The organism is Klugiella xanthotipulae (genome assembly GCF_006716695.1).
GTDB lineage: Bacteria > Actinomycetota > Actinomycetes > Actinomycetales > Microbacteriaceae > Klugiella > Klugiella xanthotipulae.
This window is the reverse complement of record NZ_VFPN01000002.1, coordinates 513,963-532,987: the sequence shown is the minus strand read 5'-3', so window position 1 is coordinate 532,987 and position 19,025 is coordinate 513,963. Positions and strand designations below refer to the sequence as shown.

19 protein-coding genes are annotated in these 19,025 nt (G+C 64.4%); 11 read left to right on the top strand and 8 right to left on the bottom strand.

The features are described 5' to 3' along the window. Positions 1 to 59 precede the first annotated feature (59 nt). Positions 60 to 1,019 carry an AraC-like ligand-binding domain-containing protein gene (locus tag FB466_RS08530; RefSeq protein WP_141917607.1) on the bottom strand — a complete coding sequence of 320 codons (960 nt, stop codon included), beginning with the start codon at positions 1,017 to 1,019 and terminating at the stop codon, positions 60 to 62. Between the two features lie 112 nt (positions 1,020 to 1,131). Then, positions 1,132 to 1,947: an IclR family transcriptional regulator gene (locus FB466_RS08525; protein ID WP_246054590.1), complete on the bottom strand. Its 816-nt coding sequence runs from the start codon at positions 1,945 to 1,947 to the stop codon at positions 1,132 to 1,134. 55 nt (positions 1,948 to 2,002) lie between these two features. Here FB466_RS08525 and FB466_RS08520 point away from each other — a divergent pair, with 55 nt between their 5' ends. The 5 genes from FB466_RS08520 to FB466_RS08500 all read left to right on the top strand — a co-directional run bounded on the left by FB466_RS08520 (position 2,003) and on the right by FB466_RS08500 (position 6,468). After that, on the top strand, positions 2,003 to 2,539 hold the full coding sequence (locus FB466_RS08520) for a flavin reductase family protein (RefSeq protein ID WP_141917605.1): 537 nt from the start codon (positions 2,003 to 2,005) through the stop codon (positions 2,537 to 2,539). A gap of 45 nt (positions 2,540 to 2,584) precedes the next feature. Next, positions 2,585 to 4,042 (top strand): 4-hydroxyphenylacetate 3-monooxygenase, oxygenase component, encoded by a 1,458-nt coding sequence (hpaB, locus tag FB466_RS08515; RefSeq protein WP_141917603.1) that lies wholly within the window; start codon positions 2,585 to 2,587, stop codon positions 4,040 to 4,042. Between the two features lie 193 nt (positions 4,043 to 4,235). Continuing rightward, positions 4,236 to 4,886, top strand: coding sequence for a hypothetical protein (locus FB466_RS08510; protein ID WP_141917602.1), 651 nt, complete (start codon positions 4,236 to 4,238; stop codon positions 4,884 to 4,886). Positions 4,887 to 4,948: 62 nt separating this feature from the next. Continuing rightward, complete coding sequence (locus tag FB466_RS08505; RefSeq protein ID WP_141917600.1) at positions 4,949 to 5,377, top strand: OsmC family peroxiredoxin; 429 nt, start codon at positions 4,949 to 4,951, stop codon at positions 5,375 to 5,377. Positions 5,378 to 5,478: 101 nt separating this feature from the next. Next, complete coding sequence (locus FB466_RS08500) at positions 5,479 to 6,468, top strand: hypothetical protein (RefSeq protein WP_141917598.1); 990 nt, start codon at positions 5,479 to 5,481, stop codon at positions 6,466 to 6,468. Here the strand turns inward: FB466_RS08500 and FB466_RS08495 are convergent. The 3 genes from FB466_RS08495 to FB466_RS08485 all read right to left on the bottom strand — a co-directional run bounded on the left by FB466_RS08495 (position 6,465) and on the right by FB466_RS08485 (position 9,464). After that, positions 6,465 to 7,223 carry a polyprenol monophosphomannose synthase gene (locus tag FB466_RS08495; RefSeq protein WP_141917597.1) on the bottom strand — a complete coding sequence of 253 codons (759 nt, stop codon included), beginning with the start codon at positions 7,221 to 7,223 and terminating at the stop codon, positions 6,465 to 6,467. The two genes, FB466_RS08500 and FB466_RS08495, sit on opposite strands and share 4 nt — an antisense overlap. A 3-nt stretch (positions 7,224 to 7,226) precedes the next feature. Next, positions 7,227 to 8,834, bottom strand: a complete 1,608-nt coding sequence (locus tag FB466_RS08490) for a glycosyltransferase family 39 protein (protein WP_170206082.1) — start codon at positions 8,832 to 8,834, stop codon at positions 7,227 to 7,229. Between the two features lie 69 nt (positions 8,835 to 8,903). Then, positions 8,904 to 9,464: a MarR family winged helix-turn-helix transcriptional regulator gene (locus tag FB466_RS08485; protein WP_141917594.1), complete on the bottom strand. Its 561-nt coding sequence runs from the start codon at positions 9,462 to 9,464 to the stop codon at positions 8,904 to 8,906. 84 nt (positions 9,465 to 9,548) lie between these two features. Between FB466_RS08485 and idi the strand changes: the two genes are divergently transcribed. The 6 genes from idi to FB466_RS08455 are packed head-to-tail and all read left to right on the top strand — an operon-like array spanning position 9,549 to position 15,265. Continuing rightward, a complete protein-coding gene (gene idi, locus FB466_RS08480) occupies positions 9,549 to 10,130 on the top strand; it encodes an isopentenyl-diphosphate Delta-isomerase (RefSeq protein ID WP_141917592.1) in 582 nt (193 codons plus the stop codon). Continuing rightward, the gene (locus FB466_RS08475) at positions 10,130 to 11,218 is read left to right on the top strand and encodes a polyprenyl synthetase family protein (protein ID WP_141917591.1); all 1,089 of its coding nucleotides are present in this window, start codon (positions 10,130 to 10,132) and stop codon (positions 11,216 to 11,218) included. The genes idi and FB466_RS08475 overlap by 1 nt, the downstream gene beginning before the upstream one ends. After that, complete coding sequence (locus tag FB466_RS08470) at positions 11,218 to 12,111, top strand: phytoene/squalene synthase family protein (RefSeq protein WP_141917589.1); 894 nt, start codon at positions 11,218 to 11,220, stop codon at positions 12,109 to 12,111. The genes FB466_RS08475 and FB466_RS08470 overlap by 1 nt, the downstream gene beginning before the upstream one ends. A gap of 29 nt (positions 12,112 to 12,140) precedes the next feature. Then, complete coding sequence (gene crtI / locus FB466_RS08465) at positions 12,141 to 13,727, top strand: phytoene desaturase family protein (protein WP_246054589.1); 1,587 nt, start codon at positions 12,141 to 12,143, stop codon at positions 13,725 to 13,727. A gap of 33 nt (positions 13,728 to 13,760) precedes the next feature. Then, positions 13,761 to 14,108, top strand: coding sequence for a lycopene cyclase domain-containing protein (locus FB466_RS08460; protein WP_141917586.1), 348 nt, complete (start codon positions 13,761 to 13,763; stop codon positions 14,106 to 14,108). After that, entirely contained in the window at positions 14,105 to 15,265 is a 1,161-nt protein-coding gene (locus FB466_RS08455) for a prenyltransferase (protein ID WP_246054588.1), read from the top strand. The genes FB466_RS08460 and FB466_RS08455 overlap by 4 nt, the downstream gene beginning before the upstream one ends. Before the next feature lie 27 nt (positions 15,266 to 15,292). Here FB466_RS08455 and FB466_RS08450 read toward each other — a convergent pair whose 3' ends face one another. The 3 genes from FB466_RS08450 to FB466_RS08440 form a co-directional block, all read right to left on the bottom strand. Then, the gene (locus FB466_RS08450) at positions 15,293 to 17,146 is read right to left on the bottom strand and encodes an ABC transporter ATP-binding protein (RefSeq protein WP_141917584.1); all 1,854 of its coding nucleotides are present in this window, start codon (positions 17,144 to 17,146) and stop codon (positions 15,293 to 15,295) included. A 42-nt stretch (positions 17,147 to 17,188) separates the two neighbouring features. Beyond that, on the bottom strand, positions 17,189 to 17,407 hold the full coding sequence (locus FB466_RS08445; RefSeq protein WP_141917583.1) for a hypothetical protein: 219 nt from the start codon (positions 17,405 to 17,407) through the stop codon (positions 17,189 to 17,191). A 94-nt stretch (positions 17,408 to 17,501) separates the two neighbouring features. After that, the gene (locus FB466_RS08440) at positions 17,502 to 18,956 is read right to left on the bottom strand and encodes an MFS transporter (RefSeq protein ID WP_141917581.1); all 1,455 of its coding nucleotides are present in this window, start codon (positions 18,954 to 18,956) and stop codon (positions 17,502 to 17,504) included. Positions 18,957 to 19,025 lie beyond the last annotated feature (69 nt).

The following is a 19,025-nucleotide window of genomic DNA, read 5'->3' as shown; positions in this document are numbered from 1 at the left end:
ATAAACGGCGTTTTGTGAGGAAAAGTCACCCTGGGTGGGGTGTTGCCGGGGTGTGCCTCCTACGCCGCCCGTCGCCCCCGCATCTCGGTGGGTGACACCTCGAAAGCGGCTTTGAAGACCCGGCTGAAGTGCGCCGCATCCACGAACCCCCAGCGGGCTGCGATGGCCGCGATGGGCTGGTGCGCAAAGAGGGGGTCACGTAGTTCGCGGCGGCAATGTTCTAGCCGTCGCGTGCGGATCCACGAGGATACGGTGGTGCCCTGTTCGTGGAAAAGACCGTGCAGGTGTCGCGTGGAGATGTAGTGCGCGGCTGCGATCTGCGCGGGGCCCAGCTCGGGCGAGGACAGGTTGTTTTCCACGTAGTCGCGGATCCGCTGCACGAGGGCGTGGCGGGGGTCGGTGGCCGCGGGCGCGGCCTCCAACTCCAGGCTCAGCATGGTGGTGATGAGGTCGAGCGCGCTATTGGCGAGCCGCACCCCCGCCGCCCCGCCCAGCTGATCTAAGTTGTGGGCAAACTGCGCCAGGAAGGGGGGAATCATCGCCCCGACCCCCGTGTCGGTGGCCAGGGTCACGGCTGTGAGCTGTTCGATGAGCCGGGCCGGGATGTCGAGCAGGCTGCGCGAGAACATGATGACCAGCACGCGGACATCGGTGTCGAATACAAGCGTGTACGGTCTGCCGGTGTCGTAGATCGCGATGTCGCCGGGGTGTAGGACCGCCTCACGATCGTCTTGGATGAGTATCCCGGTGCCGGAGAGCTGCATACTGAGCTTGAAATAGTTCTCGTCGGATCGGGCAATGAGCTCCGGGGTTCGCTCGATGAGGTGCCGACTGGCGAGGACCTCCGAAATATGGGCGTCACCCACGTCGCGGCTTCGGATGCGCCCGCTGAACGCGGTCCCGCGGCGACCGCTGACGCGCAGCGGGACAAAAGATTGCTCGCAGGCGGTTTTGAATTCGCTGAGATTACGGGCCACGCGCGTGTGAACGTGGCTGCCTGAACCGGTCCGAGTCGTCATGATGATGTACCTCCGGGGGGCGTCAATCGAATCGCAACGACGTTGTATACGATTCGTGTTCCGGATCATATCAAATCTTGCCGGGATTGATCGAGGTTGCCTCGGGGCGGAGCTACCGCAGCGCGTTGATGATGCGCGGCACCGAGGCGGCCAGCCGGGTGCCAATCTCCTGATCATCGTGGGTGGTAGCCACATAGACCACCGCGAGCGCTCCCGGGCTGTGTGCGGGAATACTGAGTGGAACCGCCACCGAGTGCAGCCCCGCTATCACCTCATTGTGGCTCGTGGCATACCCTCGAGTGCGGATTTCCTGTAGCTCTGCGGGGCTGCGCGCATCGGTGAGGCGGGCTGTGGCATCCGCCCCGAGAATGCTCTGGATGGCCAGTCCCGGGGCCCCCACCGCCAAGGAGTGCTTGGTTCCGGGGCGCTGGGCCACCGTTGCGTGGGTTTGTTGCGGTTCGACGCTCGTGAGGGTGATGCACTCGGCGCGGTCAAGCACGGCGATGAAGGCGGTCATCCCCAGATCCTGAGTAATTGCCGTGAGCTCGGGCAGCGCCGCCGTTTGGAGGTCGCGGTACACCCCTCTCGCGAGTGTTGCGAGGCGCGGGCCCAGGGCGAGCAATCCTGATTCGCTGCGCTGGACGATGCCGTGATCTTCCAGCGTGCGCAGTATGCGGTACGCCACCGAGCGGTGAACCCCCAGTTCAGCGGCGAGTTCGTCGATGCTGAGGGGGTGCGGGGATGCGGCCAGGATTTCGATCGCTACGATTCCCCGAGACAGGGTCTGGGCGTGGCTGGAAGTATCGCGCTGCGGCTCGGAGTGGGTGACCATGATTGCTCCATTCTCGCGCACGATGGGCGGTTGCGGGTGGTGAGCAATGCGCGCGGGCTTGCGGGACTCCGCAAATGCCCCTAGTCTTTCGTTCAATAATAGAATTCAATGTTCAAATAATGAACATTCACCCCTCAGTAAGGAATCAACGATGATTGCTACGCCCGACCGGTCTGCGGGATTCCGCCCCGAGTCCAAGCTCTATCGCCCGCCTCAGCACTTCTTTCGGGGCAGCCTGGGCCGCTTCGCCACCGGGGTGGCGATTGTCACCTTTGAGGGTGAATCCGGCGTCCACGGGATGACCGTCAACTCGTTCACCTCCGTCTCGATGGACCCGCCGCTCGTGCTCGTGAGCATCGCCCGCAGCACCCGCTCACACGATGAGCTGGTCGGTAAACCGTTTGCCGTCAATATCCTCGGCTCCGAGCAGCGTGCCCTGGCCCTGCACTTCGCGGGTAAACCCGCGGCCGAGCCCTCCTGGATTGAGGGCGGCGTCGCCCCCCGGTTGGCTGGAACCCTCTCCTACTTCACCTGCACTCCCTGGGCCGACTACGACGGTGGCGACCACACGCTTTTCCTCGGCGAGGTGCAGGACTACGGTTACCGCGCGGGGGACGCCCTGGGCTTTGTGAACGGGCAGTTCACGGCCATCCCGGAGGCTGCCGCTGGCCATGAAGACATTTTTTAGTTTTACCCCTAGACCCCATCCACACCGCGACAAAGGAGTACACCCGTGGGAATCAGAACCGGACAGCAGTACCTTGACAAGCTCAACTCGATGCGCCCGCACGTGGTTATCGACGGTGAGGTCGTCACCGAAAATATTGCCGATCATCCCGCCTTCGCCACTGTGGCCCGCACCTACGCCGAACTGTTCGATCTTCAGCATGCCCCCGAGCACCGGGCCGCGCTCACCTACACCTCGCCCACCACCGGAGACCCGGTCAACGCCTCCTTCCTGCGCCCCACGACACCGGAGGAACTGGCCCACCGGCGCGAGGCCATCCGCACCTGGGCCGAATACTCGCACGGTTTCCTGGGCCGCTCCGGCGACTACATGAACAGCTCGCTGACCGCGTTGGCCTCGGCCGAGAAATGGTTTGCCCAGGCCGACCCGCAGTTTGGTGAAAACATCCGCAACTATTACGAGTACTGCCGCGAGAACGACCTGCTCGCCACCCACACGCTGATTCCGCCGCAGGTGAACCGGTCCGAGTCGGCCGCGCAGCAGGGCGGTGGCCAGTTGGCCGCGCGCATCGTGGAGGAGCGTGAAGACGGCATCGTTGTGCACGGCGCCCGGATGCTCGCCACGGTCGCCCCCATCGCCGACGAGCTCCTCGTCTTCCCCTCCACCGTGCTGCGTGGCGGCCCCGAGGACGCACCCTACTCGTACGCGTTTGCGATCCCCAACGATGCTCCCGGTGTGCGCTACCTGTGCCGCACGAGCCTGCACAATGGTGGCAGCACCTTCGACGAGCCCCTCGCGGCCCGCTACGAGGAGATGGATGCCGTTGTGGTCTTCGACAACGTCTTTGTGCCGAAGGAACGCATTTTCCTGCTCGGACACCCCGAGCTCTGCAACGGCTTCTACTCGGAGACGGGTGCCGGTGCCCTGATGACCCACCAGGTTGTCACCCGCACAATCGCCAAGAGCGAGTTTTTCCTGGGCCTGGCCTCGGAGATCGCCGACTCGATCGGCATTGACGGTTTCCAGCACATCCAGGAGGATCTGGCCGAGCTCATTACCGATGTTGAGATCGGCAAGGCCCTGTTGCGGGCCGCCGAGGCAGACGCCGAGTTGAACGAGTTTGGCGTACTGCTGCCCAAGTGGGACACACTCAACGCGGCCCGCAACTGGTACCCGAAGATCGCGCAACGTTTCCCGGAGATCATCCGTAAGTTTGCCGCCTCCGGCCTGATGGCGCTGCCGGGAGAGGCGGATATCGCGAGTAATGCCCTGCCCGATATCGAACGTTACCTTCAGGCGAAGAGCCTCACCGGCCCCGAACGGGTCAAGCTGTTTAAGCTGGCGAGCGACGCGAGCATCAGCGGATTCTCGGGCCGCCAATCGCTGTACGAGTACTTCTTCTTCGGCGACCCGGTGCGCATGGCCGGAGCACTCCTCAAAAGTTATGACCGAGAACCGGTGCGTGCGCGGGTGCGGGCGTTCCTAAACCGGCCGTCGAGCTAGGCGGATGCGCGGCCCGCCGCTCGTGCGGGCCGCGGCGGTGTGACGCTCCGCGCACGCTGCATGACCGTCCGCGCAGCGTATCCACCCCGCGCCCGCGCCCCGGGTAGGGTCGAGGGCAGAGGGCACCGCCGCCCACACCCGAGGGGGATTCTGTGATCACCTGCCGTGCCGTTGTTCAGAGCCCAACCCCGCCATGAACACCCTTATGGCCGCACCCCTGTTGGCTGCTCTGCCCCCGCTCGCCCTCGCCTGCGCCCTCGTCGCGGGGGTGTTCGCTGTCCATCGGGTGCGCCGCCACGGAGTCCCGTGGGCCTCGCTCGGGGCAGAGGCCATCATGCTCACCTCCGTGATCGATATGCTATTCCTCGGCGGACGCCTGCTGCCAGCCCTCCTCTGGATTGTCGTTCTTCTGGCTGTCGGAATGCTGACGTCGCGCCGACACCCCGGGTCCACTCTCACCGCCGTGCACGGCCTGGGTTTTGTGCTCATGGCCGCGATGTGGGCACTCATGATTCCCGGGTCTGCCCGCGCAGATACCGTGCACGTCGCCCTCCCGCCGACCGGCCACGCCTCCCACGGGAGTGCGTCCGGTGCCTTCTCGGGCGTGCTGTTACTGCTCGCGGGTATCCTCGTCCTTGCGCTTCTGGTCGTTCCTGCTGCCTGCGCCTGGCGCACCCGTCCAGTCTTGTCCGTTGCGACCGCACGGGATGCCGCATCCGGTGCTCCCCGCCGACAGCGTACCCGCTGCGCCGCCCACCGCCTCGAACTGGGCCACACCCTTGTGATGGCGGTGGGGATGCTCGTGATGCTGCTCGGGATGCTGGCCCCCGCCACCTCGCCATAGCCAGACGGATCCTGCGCCGGTAGGGTGGGCACATCCCCGCGATGTTGTGAAAGGACACACTTATGGCAATCACCAGCGCAGCAACTGCACAGTGGTCGGGCTCTCTTGCGGAGGGCTCTGGCTCGGTGCACCTCGATTCGTCAGACTCTGCCGAGATGGAGGTTACCTGGAAGGCCCGCTCCGAGGGCTCGCGCACGGTAACGACTCCCGAAGAATTACTGGGGGCGGCCCACGCCGCCTGTTTCAATATGGCCCTCGCGCACGAACTTGCGCAGAACGGCACGCCGCCCGACCGTCTCACCACCACGGCCCGCGTTGTTTTTGCGCCGGGAACAGGCATCACGTCGAGCAACCTGGCCGTTGCCGCGACCGTTCCCGGCATTGACGCCGACACCTTCCAGACGTTTGCCGAGGGCGCGAAGGCGGGTTGCCCCGTTTCGCAGGCCCTCACGGGCGTTGAGATCACGCTCGTGGCGACGCTCATCAACTAGCCAGGTGGCGGGGTGGGGATGCATTTCAGCGGTAGGCTTCGACGGTTCACTGGTCGCCCACATGGTATCTTTAGCGCACAATGCAACCGGAAGGTATTTCCATGTCTCGTACGCCTCACCCAGCCCGCCTGGTCTTCGCCGCCCTCGCCACCGTTGCGGCGTGTGGCGCTGCTCTCATGAGCCCGCCTGCGGTCACTCCGGCCGTGGCCGCGTCCGCTCCGGACAAGGTGAGCTACATCGTCATCCCACACCCTGATGACGAGTTCGAAGCCTGGTCGCTCGTGGAGAACAGCCCCGACAATTACAAGGTTTTTATCACCGTGACTCGGGGTGACGAGACCGGCTACTGTACCCCCGCCTCACAGGCGTACCAGGTCGGCCTGGAGAAGGCCCCCACCCCCAAGCCAACCGATAAGTGGACGGCATCGTGTGATAACGCCCGGCTCAACTCCTGGTTGAGTTTCTTCACCGATATGTCCAAGACGGACCCGTCAATTCCCGGAAGCTGGGCGGCCGGCACCACAGTGGGGCCGTTCCCCGCCAACGGCACGGCAATCTCGCGGGTAGACGGGTCCACAACAGTCACCGACAGGAGCGCAAAGGTCTGGGTCGATACGCAGGGCCGGGGTGCGGCAATTGCCTTTAACCTCGGTGACGGTGATCTCACCGCGGCCGAGGTCACCTGGGCCGTCAAGACGGTGCGTGACAACCGCACGGCGCTCGGCATCAATTCCACCCTGCCCAACTGGAACCTTGTTACCAGCTTTGCTAATAGTGTTTACGGGTCGTGCGCCGTCTATACACATCCCGATCACCGGGCTATCCACGAGTCTGTCTGGAACACCAACTTTGGGTTCGGTTACCAGGCCGGAGCCACCTGTGCGACAGACCCGGATGCCAGTCGAACCCAGCTCGTCACCGCGGCAAGCACTAATGCTGCCTTCTCGGTCAACACCGCAACCGGACTCCGTACCGGGGCCCACACCTGGAACTATGGCTGGCTCAACGACACCTATTTTGCCGTGTCTCGGAATGCCCAGAACTCTGTTTTCATGCAGCGCCAATCATTCTGGATTCGCTGGGTGAACTAGCGCTGGGCCTCCGCCGGTACCGGCTTGGATTTGCGGCTCAACCGGCTGGGCAGGTAGCGGATGCCCCAGCCGGTTACCCGCAGCATAGCCTCCACCACGATTCCGCCCGAGATTTTCGACTCGCCCAACTCACGCTCCACAAACGTGATGGGAACCTCGACGATGCGTAGACCCACGCGATGCGCGTGCCAGAGCATATCCACCTGGAAGCCGTAGCCCTGGCTGTGCACCGTCTCTAGCCGGATGGTCTCGATTGCGTGCGCGCTGAACACGCGGTAGCCGCCCGTGACATCCTTAGCGGGTAAGCCCAGCATGATGCGCGAGTACAGGCTGCCGCCGCGCGAAAGTAACTGGCGGTGGAGCGGCCAGTTGACCACGCCGCCGCCGGGAATCCAGCGCGACCCTAGCACCACATCCGCGTTGTAGGCCGCGGCCAGTAGGTCGGGGAGCTGCTCGGGGGCGTGCGAGCCGTCGGCATCCATCTCGACCAGCCGGGTGTAGCCCTGGTCGAGGGCCCAGACGAAGGCTTCCTTGTACGCGGCCCCGAGACCCTCTTTACCCTGGCGATGCAGCACTCGGATGTGGTGATCCTCTGCGGCGAGCTCGTCGGCGAGAGCGCCCGTGCCATCGGGGGAGTTGTCATCCACCACGAGGATGTCAACCTCGGGGGTCGCCGCACGCACCCGACCCACGATGAGGGGTAGGTTTTCGATTTCATTGTAGGTGGGGATAATCACTACAGTGCGAGTCGTCATGGGTTAGCCTCGTGTCAACTTGTAGATAATGGTGCGGTTGATCGTGATCTCGTCAACGACCGTGTAACCGGCATCTTCCAGCGCGGGAATATAGGCATCCCGTTTTGCGACGTCATCGGAGTATCGTTCGTCGGTCAAAATCAACCACACGGTGGGGACGTCGTTGAGACGCTCGATCGTGTCGGCGCGTGAATACACCGTATCCCACAACCCGTCTGTCTCCTGGTGGGGCGTCTTGAGGCCTACGTCGATCAGCCCCTCGAAGCCTTCCGGGTACAGGTACTTGGCCAGGCGGGGTTTGCGGGCGTTGCGGGTGAACTGGTCGAAGATGACCGCGTCGCCGGGGGAGGCCTGGTCCGAGAGGGTGGCGCTCACCGCGTTCCAGTCGGTGCCACCGTTTTTGGAGAAATCTCCGCGCTGGGTGAGGTAGGCGGGTGTTGCTGCGGCCACGATTGCCGCGGCGAGTAGTACGGCCACCCAGCGCTGGCGAATCGCACGGGAAATCGTGGCGATGCCGAGGCCGATCAGGAGCGCGATCGCGGTCGAGGTGAACGACAGGTAGCGCGGTGAGTACATGGGGGTCTGGGTGTTCCCGAGGGCGAGGAGCACGGAGGGTGTTACGAGCGACAGCCCCGCCACCGTGAGGAGGGTGGGTAGTCCCGCGGCTGCCGGACGATAGAGTTCGAGAACATTCTCGTTCACGGACGCACCGGTGCGTGCACGGAGGAGGGTGGCGATTCCGATGGCCAACCCGATCACGATGATGCCCCAGCAGAGCGCCGCGAGGCGCTGGTCAATGAACCACGGCGAGATGAAGACGTTCTTGAGGTTGTAGCCCCAACGTGAGTGGAGGAATGCAACCTGGGCGCGCTCGGTGAAAGAAATGTACACCACGGGTATGGCGAGGATACCGCCCACCGCGATGGCGGATGCGGCTCGTAGGACCATGGCACGTCCCGGTCTCATGAGAAGTATGATCGCGCCAAAAACCACGGAGAAGAGGGCCGTGTAAATAAAGAGGACGCAGGACAGGGCAAAGAGGGCGGTGAATCCAGCCCAGGGCCAGAAGCGAGTCTCCCGCTTGGCCACGAGAGAGATAACGTAGATGGTGAGCCAGACGACCAGGGCCGTAATGAAGGCGTATTGGCGGGCCTCGGAGCCGTTGAACGTGGAGCGGGGCAGGATCATGAAGACGGCGGCGGCGAGTACACCGACGCTCGGCCGTGCTAGCCGATTACCCAGGATGGCCACGCCCACGGTCCCAGCACCGATGCCGAGGGCGCTCGGGAAGCGGACGGAGAAAGGGGAAGCCCCAAACACGTCGATCCACAGGTGCAGAAACGAGTAGTACAGCCCGTGCACGGCGTCAACGGTGGTCAGCATCCTCCCCAGGGAGTCCCACGAGCGTTGCGCCGACATGATGCTGGCCGCCTCGTCGCCCCAGAGCGAAGGGTTCCACGACCAAGCTGCGGAGAGGGCCGTTCCCACAAGGCCGAGCAGCAGGAGGATGTGCCACGGAAGTTTTCGTGCGGTATCCGCAGGGGGTGAATTCTTTTCGGTAATGGGTGGCGGTCCTGCACTTTTTGTTGCGGTGGGGCTTAAATCTGTCACACCCCATCCAATCATCTTCGGGATGTGGTTATGCTGAGTACAGCACTAACGGTGCCGGTATGTCGGTATTTAGTGATCGGGGGGATCTGTGGCGTTAACGTCGCTGAGGGCGGTGAGGAAGTGGATGATGGTGTCGCGGTTTTCTGGGCTGAGTCTGGCCGCCACATCAAACATTTGTGAGTGGCGCGAGCCCAGGGTGGCTCGGATCTGGCGGTGTGATTCCGCCGTCACAGTGAGCAGCACGGCGCGTCGATCTCGCGGGTGCGGGTTGCGTGTGACGTGCCCGGAGGCTGCGAGTCGGTCGAGGAGCTTGGTGGTTGAGGCTGAGGAGATGCCGAGGTGGTGAGTGAGCTCTGTGGGGGTGACGGCGCGGTTGTTGGCCTGGGCGGCGATCAGGAAGCGCAGCGCCTTCATGTCGTTTTCACCCAGGTTCATATCGGATTGGGTGGATTGGCGCATCTGCTGGTCGGTCTCGCGCCAGCGGCGCAGCGCGTTAAGCAACTCGACGGTGTGGTCGATATCCGCATCGCTCAGGTTCTCGCGGTCCATGATCTGCCGACTCGTGTCGAGGGCGCGGGGATCAGCCGGCCGGTCCCTGAAAGAGGAGAACCAATAGCGCGATGTGCTCATTTTTTCAACTGTAGCTTTCCATGCTGTCGCCTCATGATAGCTTATTTACTAGCTAGGCTAACTAATTACTTTCGAGGGGGAACGATGTCCGCAGATACTGTTGACACAGCCGAAGATGTGGTCCTCGTGGACGACGCAGGGACACCTATCGGAACGGCCTCGAAGCTGAGCATCCACGGCACCGACACGGCGCTTCATCTGGCCTTTTCCTGCCACCTCACCAACCAGCACGGTGAGATGCTGGTCACCCGCCGCGCGCTCAGCAAGGCTGCGTGGCCGGGGGTGTGGACCAACTCGTTTTGCGGGCATCCTTTACCGGCCGAGTCCATGATCGCGGCCGTTGAGCGCCGGGCCTATCACGAACTGGGCGTCACGCTGGAGCGGATTGAGCCGATTCTCCCGCTGTTCCGCTACCGGGCCACCGACCCGAGCGGTGTGGTTGAGAATGAGATTTGCCCTGTCTACAGCGCCTACACCACGGATGCTCTTGAGGTGAACCCGCACGAGGTTGTTGAGCATCGCTGGGTGCGCCCCGACGACCTGCGCACCGCAGTCCGCGCGGCACCGTGGGCATTTAGCCCCTGGTTTGTGTTGCAGATGGAACACCTTGGCTATGTCGAAGCCAGCTCAGATGTGCAGCCCGGGCCGCTTGAGGCGGGTGCTTGATGGCTGCGACCGTACAACTAGATAGCGCCGAGCTGGATAGCTCCGTGGCCTACCGTGAGGCACTTGATCGCGAGTTGAACCGTTTTTTTCGGGAGCAGTGCGCGCGGGCGCGCGACTACGACGAGTCCTACGTGCGGCTCTGGGATGCCCTTCGCGCCGTCAGCCACGGCGGCAAACGCATCCGCTCCCGTCTGGTGCACGAAACCTACGCGGCGCTCGGCGGGCGCAACGTGGGGCACGCCACCGCGGTGGGGTTGGCGTTTGAGCTACTGCACACGGCCTTTGTGATTCACGATGACATCATTGACGGCGATGTCTTGCGCCGCGGTCAGCTGAACGTGACCGGGCAGTTCCTCTCTCATGCGCAGCGCGACGGCCTCGACTACGCGACCGCGCGGCACTGGGCCGAGTCTTCGGCGTTGATCGGTGGCGACCTCATGCTGACGCACGCCCAGCGGTACCTGGCTGTGGCGAGCATCCCTGAGCCCGTGCGCAGGCAGCTACTCGACCTCTTTGAGTATGCTCTCTACGTGACCGCGGCGGGTGAGCAGGCCGATGTGAGCTACAGCGTGCGGAGTCCCGAAGAACTCACGCTCGACAATGTGATCACCATGGCCACCCATAAAACCGCTGTGTATTCCTTTGGTGCGCCGCTGCGGGCGGGCGTATTACTGGCCGGTGGTTCCGCTGACCTGGCTGCGCTTGTGGGTGACTTTGGTCTGATGCTGGGCACTGCCTATCAGCTCAGGGATGACTTTCTCGGCCTCTACGGTGATAGTGCCGTGACGGGGAAGAGCGTGCTGAGCGACCTGCGCGGCGGGAAAAACACCCCGCTGATGATTTTCGCCCGCGGCACCGACGCCTGGCCACTCGTGGAAGAGATGCGCCACCGGGAGGATGTGGACTCGAGCGAGCTTGCCGCCGTGCGCACGGCCCTCGATGAGTGCGGTGCCCGGGCTTTCCTGGAACGGCTGGAAGCAGAACATGTGGAGCGGGCCGATCTGCTGACTCTCGGTGAGGATATGCCCGCCGCTCTCGGCGAACTGCTGCGCAGCACAATGCGTAGCCTGGCCGCGCGGGCCGCCTGATGGTCGTGCGCACAGGGCTTGACCTCTACACCGAGGTGGCCGCGCGAAACTCGCGCACGGTGCTACGCCAGTACTCCACCTCGTTCGGGGTGGCCAGTTCGCTGCTGCCCCGGCTCACCCGCCGCGACATCGCGCAGGTGTACGCGCTCGTGCGCATCGCCGACGAGATCGTGGACGGCCCGGCTGCGGCCTCGGGCCTCACCGTTGCGGCCCAGTGCGAGCTGCTGGATGCCCTCGAACGTGAAACCTACGCTGCCGTGTCCAGCGGGTTCAGCAGCAACCTGGTGGTGCATTCATTCGCGCAGACCGCGCGTCGCGCGGGCATCGGCCGCGACCTGATCGAGCCGTTTTTTGCGTCCATGCGGGCCGACCTGACGTGTGTGGCGCATGACACGGCGAGCATCCGGGCCTACATTTACGGCTCGGCCGAGGTGGTCGGGCTGATGTGCGTTGCTGTTTTTCTGGCCAACTCGCCCACCGGCGTACGCACGGAGGCGGAGCGCGCCGTGATCGACGAGGGTGCCCGGCATCTGGGGGCTGCGTTTCAAAAGGTCAACTTTCTGCGCGATCTGGCCGCCGATGTAGACGGACTGGGGCGCAACTACTTTCCTGGCGTTGACGTGGAACACCTGAGTGAAAGCGACAAAAAAGTGATTATTGACGACATCGACAACGACGTGCGGATTGCCCGGGAGAGTATCCCGCTACTGCCCCGACCCTGCCAGAGCGCGGTGCTGTTGGCGACCGAACTCTTCGCCGGGCTCGCCGCCCGGCTGCGCCGCGCCCCCGCTGCGACGCTCCTCACCACCCGCGTGCGGTTATCCACCCCGGTCAAGGCAGCCGTTGCCGCTCGGGTCCTGGTCGGCGCGCCCGCGCGGCGGTGGCAGCGATGAGGGCCCGGGGGCGCGCTCGGGACGTGACGGTGGCATCCAACCGGTCCGTCGTGGTGATTGGCGGTGGCATCGCGGGGCTTGCTACGGCCGGTCTGCTCGCGCGGGACGGCCACTCGGTGACCCTGCTGGAGAAGAACGCCACGGTGGGTGGGCGCACCAACACCTGGGAAAAAGACGGCTTTCGTTTCGATGTGGGGCCGTCCTGGTACCTCATGCCCGAGGTTTTCGACCACTTTTTTCGGCTGATGGGTACCAGCGCCGCCGAACAGCTCGAATTGGTGAAGCTCGACCCCGGGTACCGCGTGATCTTCGAGGAGTATCGCGAGCCCGTGGATATTGTGGGCGACAGGGAGCGCAACCGGCGCACGTTCGAGCGCATCGAGCCGGGTTCCGGTCGCAACTTCGACCGCTACGTGGAGTCTGCCCGCGATACCTACGCGGTGGCGGTGGAGAAGTTTCTGTACACCAACTTTGAGACGTTCTCCTCGTTCCGCACCCCCGCGGTGCTGCGCCGAGCAGGTAAGCTCGTTCGATTACTGCTACAACCGCTTAACAGCTTTGCGAGCAGGTATTTTAGCGATCCGCGATTGTTGCGTATCCTGGGCTACCCGGCCGTTTTTCTGGGCTCGTCGCCGTTTCAGGCGCCCGCGATGTACCACCTAATGAGCCACCTCGATCTGACCGACGGCGTGTACTATCCGCAGGGCGGATTTTACCGGCTGATTGAGGCGATGGCGCGGCTCGCTGAGGACGCCGGGGTCACGATTGTGACCGGTGCCGAGGTCACCGAGGTCACGACGACCACGGGCGGCTGGCTGGAGAGTTCGGGTCGGTCTGGGCCCGTCGTGACGCTGGCCACTGGTGTGGCCTACGCCGATGCGGCCGGGTCTGCGCAGACCCTTGACGCCGAGGTGGTGGTCTCCGCCGCCGATCTGCACCACACCGAAACCGCGCTGCTGCCACCGGAGTTGCAAACTCGCCCCGAGAAGTCGTGGGAGAAGGCCGTCCCCGGCCCGGGCACCGTGCTCGTCTTCTTGGGAGTCGAGGGCGAGCTGCCGCAGCTGCAACACCACACACTCTTCTTCGCCGAGCGCTGGCAGGATAACTTCGAGGCCATCTACGGGCCGGATGCCGGGGTGGCCGAGCGCACCTCGCTCTACGTCTGCCAGCCCAGTGTGACCGACCCGGCCGTGGCCCCCGCCGGATCCAGCAACCTCTTCGTGCTCGTGCCCGTGCCCTCCGACCCGGGGTTGGGCGGCGAGGGGGACGCACGCGTGGACGAGATCGCGCATAACGCGATCGATCAGATTGCGGAGTGGGCGGGCATCCCGGATTTGCGCGAGCGCATTGTGGTGCAGCGGGCGATTGGGCCGCGCGACTTTGAACGCGACTACCACTCGTGGCGGGGAACAGCCCTTGGGCTCGCGCACACAACTGGTCAGAGCGCATTTTTCCGAGGGAAGAACGAGTCCGCCCGGGTGGGCAACCTCTACTACGCGGGTGCGACCACTGTGCCGGGTATCGGTCTGCCCATGTGCCTGATCAGTGCCGAGCTGGTGCTGAAGCGGCTACGCGGTGACCGCACCGACGGGCCCGTAGCCGAACCGAAAGCGTAGGGGCGGGATCATGACGGCCGAGGTGGTGCCGTGATGCCCGGGGTCTATCTCGCGCTGCTGCTTATAACGCTCGGCTGTATGGTGATTCTGGATTGGCGTTACCGGCTGTTTTTCTGGCGGGGCCCGGTGCGGGCCGCCGCAACGCTCATCCTGGGCGTGGTTTTCCTGGGGGTCTGGGACGCGCTCGGCATCGGGCTCGGTATCTTCTTTCGTGGCGACAGCCCGCTGCTCGCGGGTCTGACCCTGGCCCCGGAGTTCCCGGTGGAGGAGGTCTTCTTCCTCGTGCTGCTGTGCTACCTCACGATGAATCTGTACGTGGCGGCAACGCGGCTGCTGAGCCGTCGCGGGGGAGTGGGCGGAGACGGAGGGAACCCCTCGTGAGCTACGCCGCCCTCGACCTCGTGATGCTCGGTGCGGCCGCGCTCATCGCGCTCGTGGCCGTGGTCTTCGGCCGTGCCCGTGTCTCCTGGGCCGCGGCAGGCCTCGCCCTGGCCGTGCTTCTCGTTGCCACGGGGGTGTTCGATAATCTCATGATTGCGGTGGGGCTGTTCCACTACGCACCCCACAGCGTGCTGGGGGTGGCCGTGGGTCGCGCACCCCTCGAAGACTTCGCGTATCCGCTCGCCACCGCCCTGATGCTGCCCGTCGTGTGGGAGGCCGTGGGGCGCTGGCAGCCCGCGGATGTCCGCACCGTGATCGCCTCCTCCCGTCCGATCAGCTGGGTCAACACCGCCTACCCCTTTGCCGCCGCCTACCTACTGAGCACCACGAACATCAGCGTGACGTTCGTGGTGGGTACGCTGTTTTTTCTCGTCCCCTACAACCTGCTGATGTACGGCATTAACGACGTGTTCGACTACGAGTCCGATCTGCGTAACCCGCGCAAGGGTGGGGTGGAGGGGGCCGTACTGCCGAAACGCCTGCACCGCCCGGTGATCCTCGCCGCAACCCTCAGCACGCTGCCCGGGATGCTGTACCTGCTGGCCGTGGGCAGTTGGCTATCGGGCCTGCTGTTGGTGCTGTGCGTGCTGGGCGTGTTGATCTACTCGACGCCGCCGTTGCGCACCAAAGAGCGGCCCGTTGCCGACTCGATTACGTCGAGTCTGCACTTTGTGGGCCCGGCGATTGTGGGTCTTGCGCTCGGTGACGCCGCCTGGACGCCGCAGCTTCTCGCTCTGCTCGCCGCGTTTTTCCTCTGGGGGTACGCGAGCCACGCGTTTGGGGCCGTGCAGGATGTGCTGGCCGACCGCGCGGCCGGAATCTCCTCGACCGCAACCGTGTGGGGGGCCAGGGTGACCGCGCGCATCGCGATTGTCGCCTACGCTCTCGCCGGGGTGGCGGTGCTGCTGAGCGGATGGCCGGGGCCGCTCGCCGCGATCCTCGTCATCCCTTACCTGCTCGTCGTTGCCCCGCACTGGAATGTCACGGATGAGCGCTCGCCCGAGGCCAACCGGGGCTGGAAATGGTTCCTCTGGCTCAACCAGCTCACGGGGTTCGGCGTGACCCTGCTGCTGATCTGGTGGGCGCTGGGTCGGTAAGCGCGCATCCGGGGTGCCGTCTGACCGTTAGGTGAGTAGCTGGTGTTCCGCCAGGTTGCGATACAGCGGGGTGGACTCGATCAGTTCGGCGTGGGTGCCCTCACCCACGATCCGGCCGTGCTCAAACACCACGATCTTGTCGGAGTCAACCACGGTGGACAGTCGATGCGCGATCACGATGAGCGTGCGGTCGGTCGCGACCGCGTCAATGGCCTCGCGCATCATCCGCTCATTTGCCCCGTCGAGGCTGGAGGTGGACTCGTCGAGCAGCAGGATGGGCGGGGCCGCCACGAGCGCGCGGGCAATAGCCAACCGTTGCTTCTCACCGCCCGAGAGCATAATGCCGTTCTCGCCGACCTCGGCATCGAGCCCGGCCGGGTCCCGCTCCAGCACCTCGCTCAGGTTGACCGCGTGCAGCACGGCCGAGCACTCTGCGTCTGTTGCGTCGGGCGCGTTGAGGCGTAGATTGTCGCGTAGCGTTCCGGCCAGCACGGGGGCGTCCTGTTCCACGTAGCCGAGTTGGGCGCGCAACTCGGTGCGTTCCAGGGCGCGAATGTCTACGCCGTCCATCCGGATCACCCCGGAATCCGGGTCATAGAAACGTTCGATGAGGTTGAGTGTGGTGCTCTTGCCCGCGCCGGAGGGGCCCACCAATGCGATCCGGGTGCCGTGCTCCGCGGTAAATGAGACACCGTGCAGCACGGGGGTTTCCACGATCGACTCGGTTGAGCCCTCGCCGTCCACCCCCTCAACCGTGACGGTTGAGCGGTAGGTGAAGTGCACCTCCGCGAACTCCACGCTCGCGGCACCGGGTACGGCACTCGCGGCGAGGGTGGTGGCGGGCAGCACGGAGCGGTCGAATTGGTTCTCGGTGGGCAGCGCGATGATCTCTTGGATGCGTCCGAGTGCGCCGAGCGCTTGGTTCACGGCGCTGATTGCGCCGAAGGCTTGGCCCAGCGGCATGATCATCATGAACAGGAAGATGATAAACGCCACAAGGTTGGCGATGGTGATGTCCCCGCTCGCCACGCGCGCGCCGCCGATGCCGAGCACCACGAGAAACGAGACCTGCATGGCCACACCAGCCACGGGCACGACGAGCGCAGAGACCTTGGCCACCGTGATGCCCATCCGCCACGCGCCCTGGGCGTTCTCGGCCACGGCGGCGGCCTCCCGCTCGGTGGCGTTGGAGGCGCGTACCGTGCGGATCGAGCTGATTGCCCGCTCGACCGAGGCGGCCAGATCGCCCACCCGCTTCTGCGCCTCGGCGCTCGCCGCACGGATACGGCCGGCGAGTGAGACGACGGCCACGACCGAGACGGCGATCACGAGCACGGTGAGTCCCAGCAGCACGGGGTCGAGGAGGAACATCGCTATCAGCGCGCCCATAAATGTGAGTGAGCCGCCGATGGCCTCGACGAGCCCCTGGGTGAGCACGGCCCGCAGCAGGGTGGTATCGCTGCCCACGCGCGAGACGAGGTCGCCCGTGCGGCGGCGATCAAATTCGCTGATGGGTAGGTTCAGGATGCGCGCGATCAGCCGCCGACGCGACGAGAGCACCACCCCCTCACCCATGCGTTGCAAGAGATAGTGCTGGTAGCCGCTGATCACCCCCGATACCACGACGAGCCCGACGAGCAGCCAGACGAGCAGGCCGAGCGGTTTGCTCTCGCCCACGATTGTGATCACCTGACTGACGAGCAGGGGCTGGGCGAGTGTGGCGGCGGCACCGAGTACGCTCAGCACGATCACAAAAGCGAGGGTGCCCCGCTGCTCAAAGATGTAGGGAAGGAGTTGGCCAAATGTGGCGCGGGGGCCGGTGCCGCCGCGGCCGGGACGGCCTCCGCGTCGCGCGGGACGGCGGGTGGGTGTGTCGCTCATGGGTTCTTTCTGCTCAAAACTCTCACGGGGCGGGTGTGTCGGTCATGTGCGCCGCCCGTACCTCTTGTGCACGGCCTGTCGGGACACGCCGAGGGCCACGGCAATCTCATGCCACGACAACCCTAGGTTACGCGCCTTCCGCACCGTCAACTCTTCGTAGCGTTCGAGTTCGCGGTTCAGCTCTGCAATCGCGAAGAGCGCGGCGAGGGGATCCTCGGAGTCCGCGTTTCCCGTGAGGGTGTGAATGGTGGTGATGCTCATAGCAGTCTCCTGTCAACTCTGATTGACAGAGTAGATGAAAAAGAACCCCGCGTCAACCTGGGTTGACGCGGGGTTCGAGGGAATATCCACTGTATTAGTCGGTAATATTTCCCGCGTAGTCGTCGTCCTTGGTCTCGCGCGAGAAGAGCAGCGCGATGAGCGTGAGCACACCCATCGAGGACAGGTAGATGCCCACGAGCCACGGGTTACCGTTGCCCACCTTCCACAGCCACACGGCGATGAACGGGGCCACGGCGGCACCGAGAATGCTCGACATGTTGTAGGCGAAGGCCGAACCCGTGTAACGCACATTGGCCGGGAACAGCTCGGGCAGTAGCGCACCCATTGGTCCAAACGTCATCCCCATCAGGGTAAACCCGATCACGAGGAAGGCCATCGCGCCCACCATGCGGGGGGTCTCGTCGGCAGTGCCACCCAGGAAGAGCGAGAAGGTGCCACCAAACACGATAATCAGGATCGTGACCCAGATCAGCAGTGTGCGGCGGCCCAGGAAGTCGGCCATCGGGCCGGAAATGAGCGTGAAGATGCCGAAGAAGATCACGCCCACGATCATCATGATGATGAAATCGTTGCGGCCAAAGCCCAGGCCACCCACCCAGGCATCCGCGGTCGTGAAACCCTTCGCCCCGAGTGCCTCGGCCTGTGGTGCCGTCGGCGTCGTGCCGAAAGTGAGCGTAAACGTGGTCATCAGGTAGAACAGCGAATACGTGGCCACCATGATGAACGTGCCGATGATGAGGTTGCGCCAATTGGAGCGGAACACGCTCGCGAGGGGCAGCTTGCGCACCTGGCCAGACTCAACGACCCGGGTAAACGAGTCGCTCTCGACCAGGCTGAGTCGCACCCAGAGGCCGATAATAACGAGCACGGCCGAGATCAGGAACGGGATGCGCCAGCCCCAGGCCAGGAACGCCTCGGAGGCGAGGGCCGGGTTATCGGAGTGGGGGAGCATCCAGTTGATGATGAGGAAAACGCCGTTGGCGAGGATAAACCCGATGGGCGCGCCCACCTGGGGGAACGTGCCCCAGAGGGCCCGGCGCCCCTTTGGTGCGTTCTCGGTTGCGACCAGAACGGCACCGGACCACTCACCGCCGAGACCAAGTCCCTGGCCAAATCGCATCAAGACGAGCAGCCCGGGGGCGAGGTAGCCGATCTGATCAAACGTGGGGAGCAGGCCGATGATGAAGGTGGAAATCCCCATCGTCAACAGCGAGGCGACGAGGGTGACCTTGCGGCCGTGTTTATCGCCGAAGTGGCCAAAGAGCAGGGCCCCAACCGGGCGGGCAACGAAGGCCACCCCGAAGATGGCAAATGAACTGAGCAGGGCGATGGTGGGGTCGTCCTGTGCGGGGAAGAAGAGGGCGGGAAAAACAAGAACCGCGGCGGTCGCGTAGACGTAGAAATCGTAGAACTCGATTGAGGTGCCAATCAGGCTCGCGAGAATCACGCGTCCGCGGGTGTTCTTTTTCTGTCCGGTCTCTGCGGTGTGTCCCGAGTGTGTTTCGGGCGAAACAGTCTTGGCTGACATGGTGCTCCATTACGGAAGTGGTGGGAAAGAATGAGACGTCGCCCCAACGCGGTGCGGGCACGTCTGTGG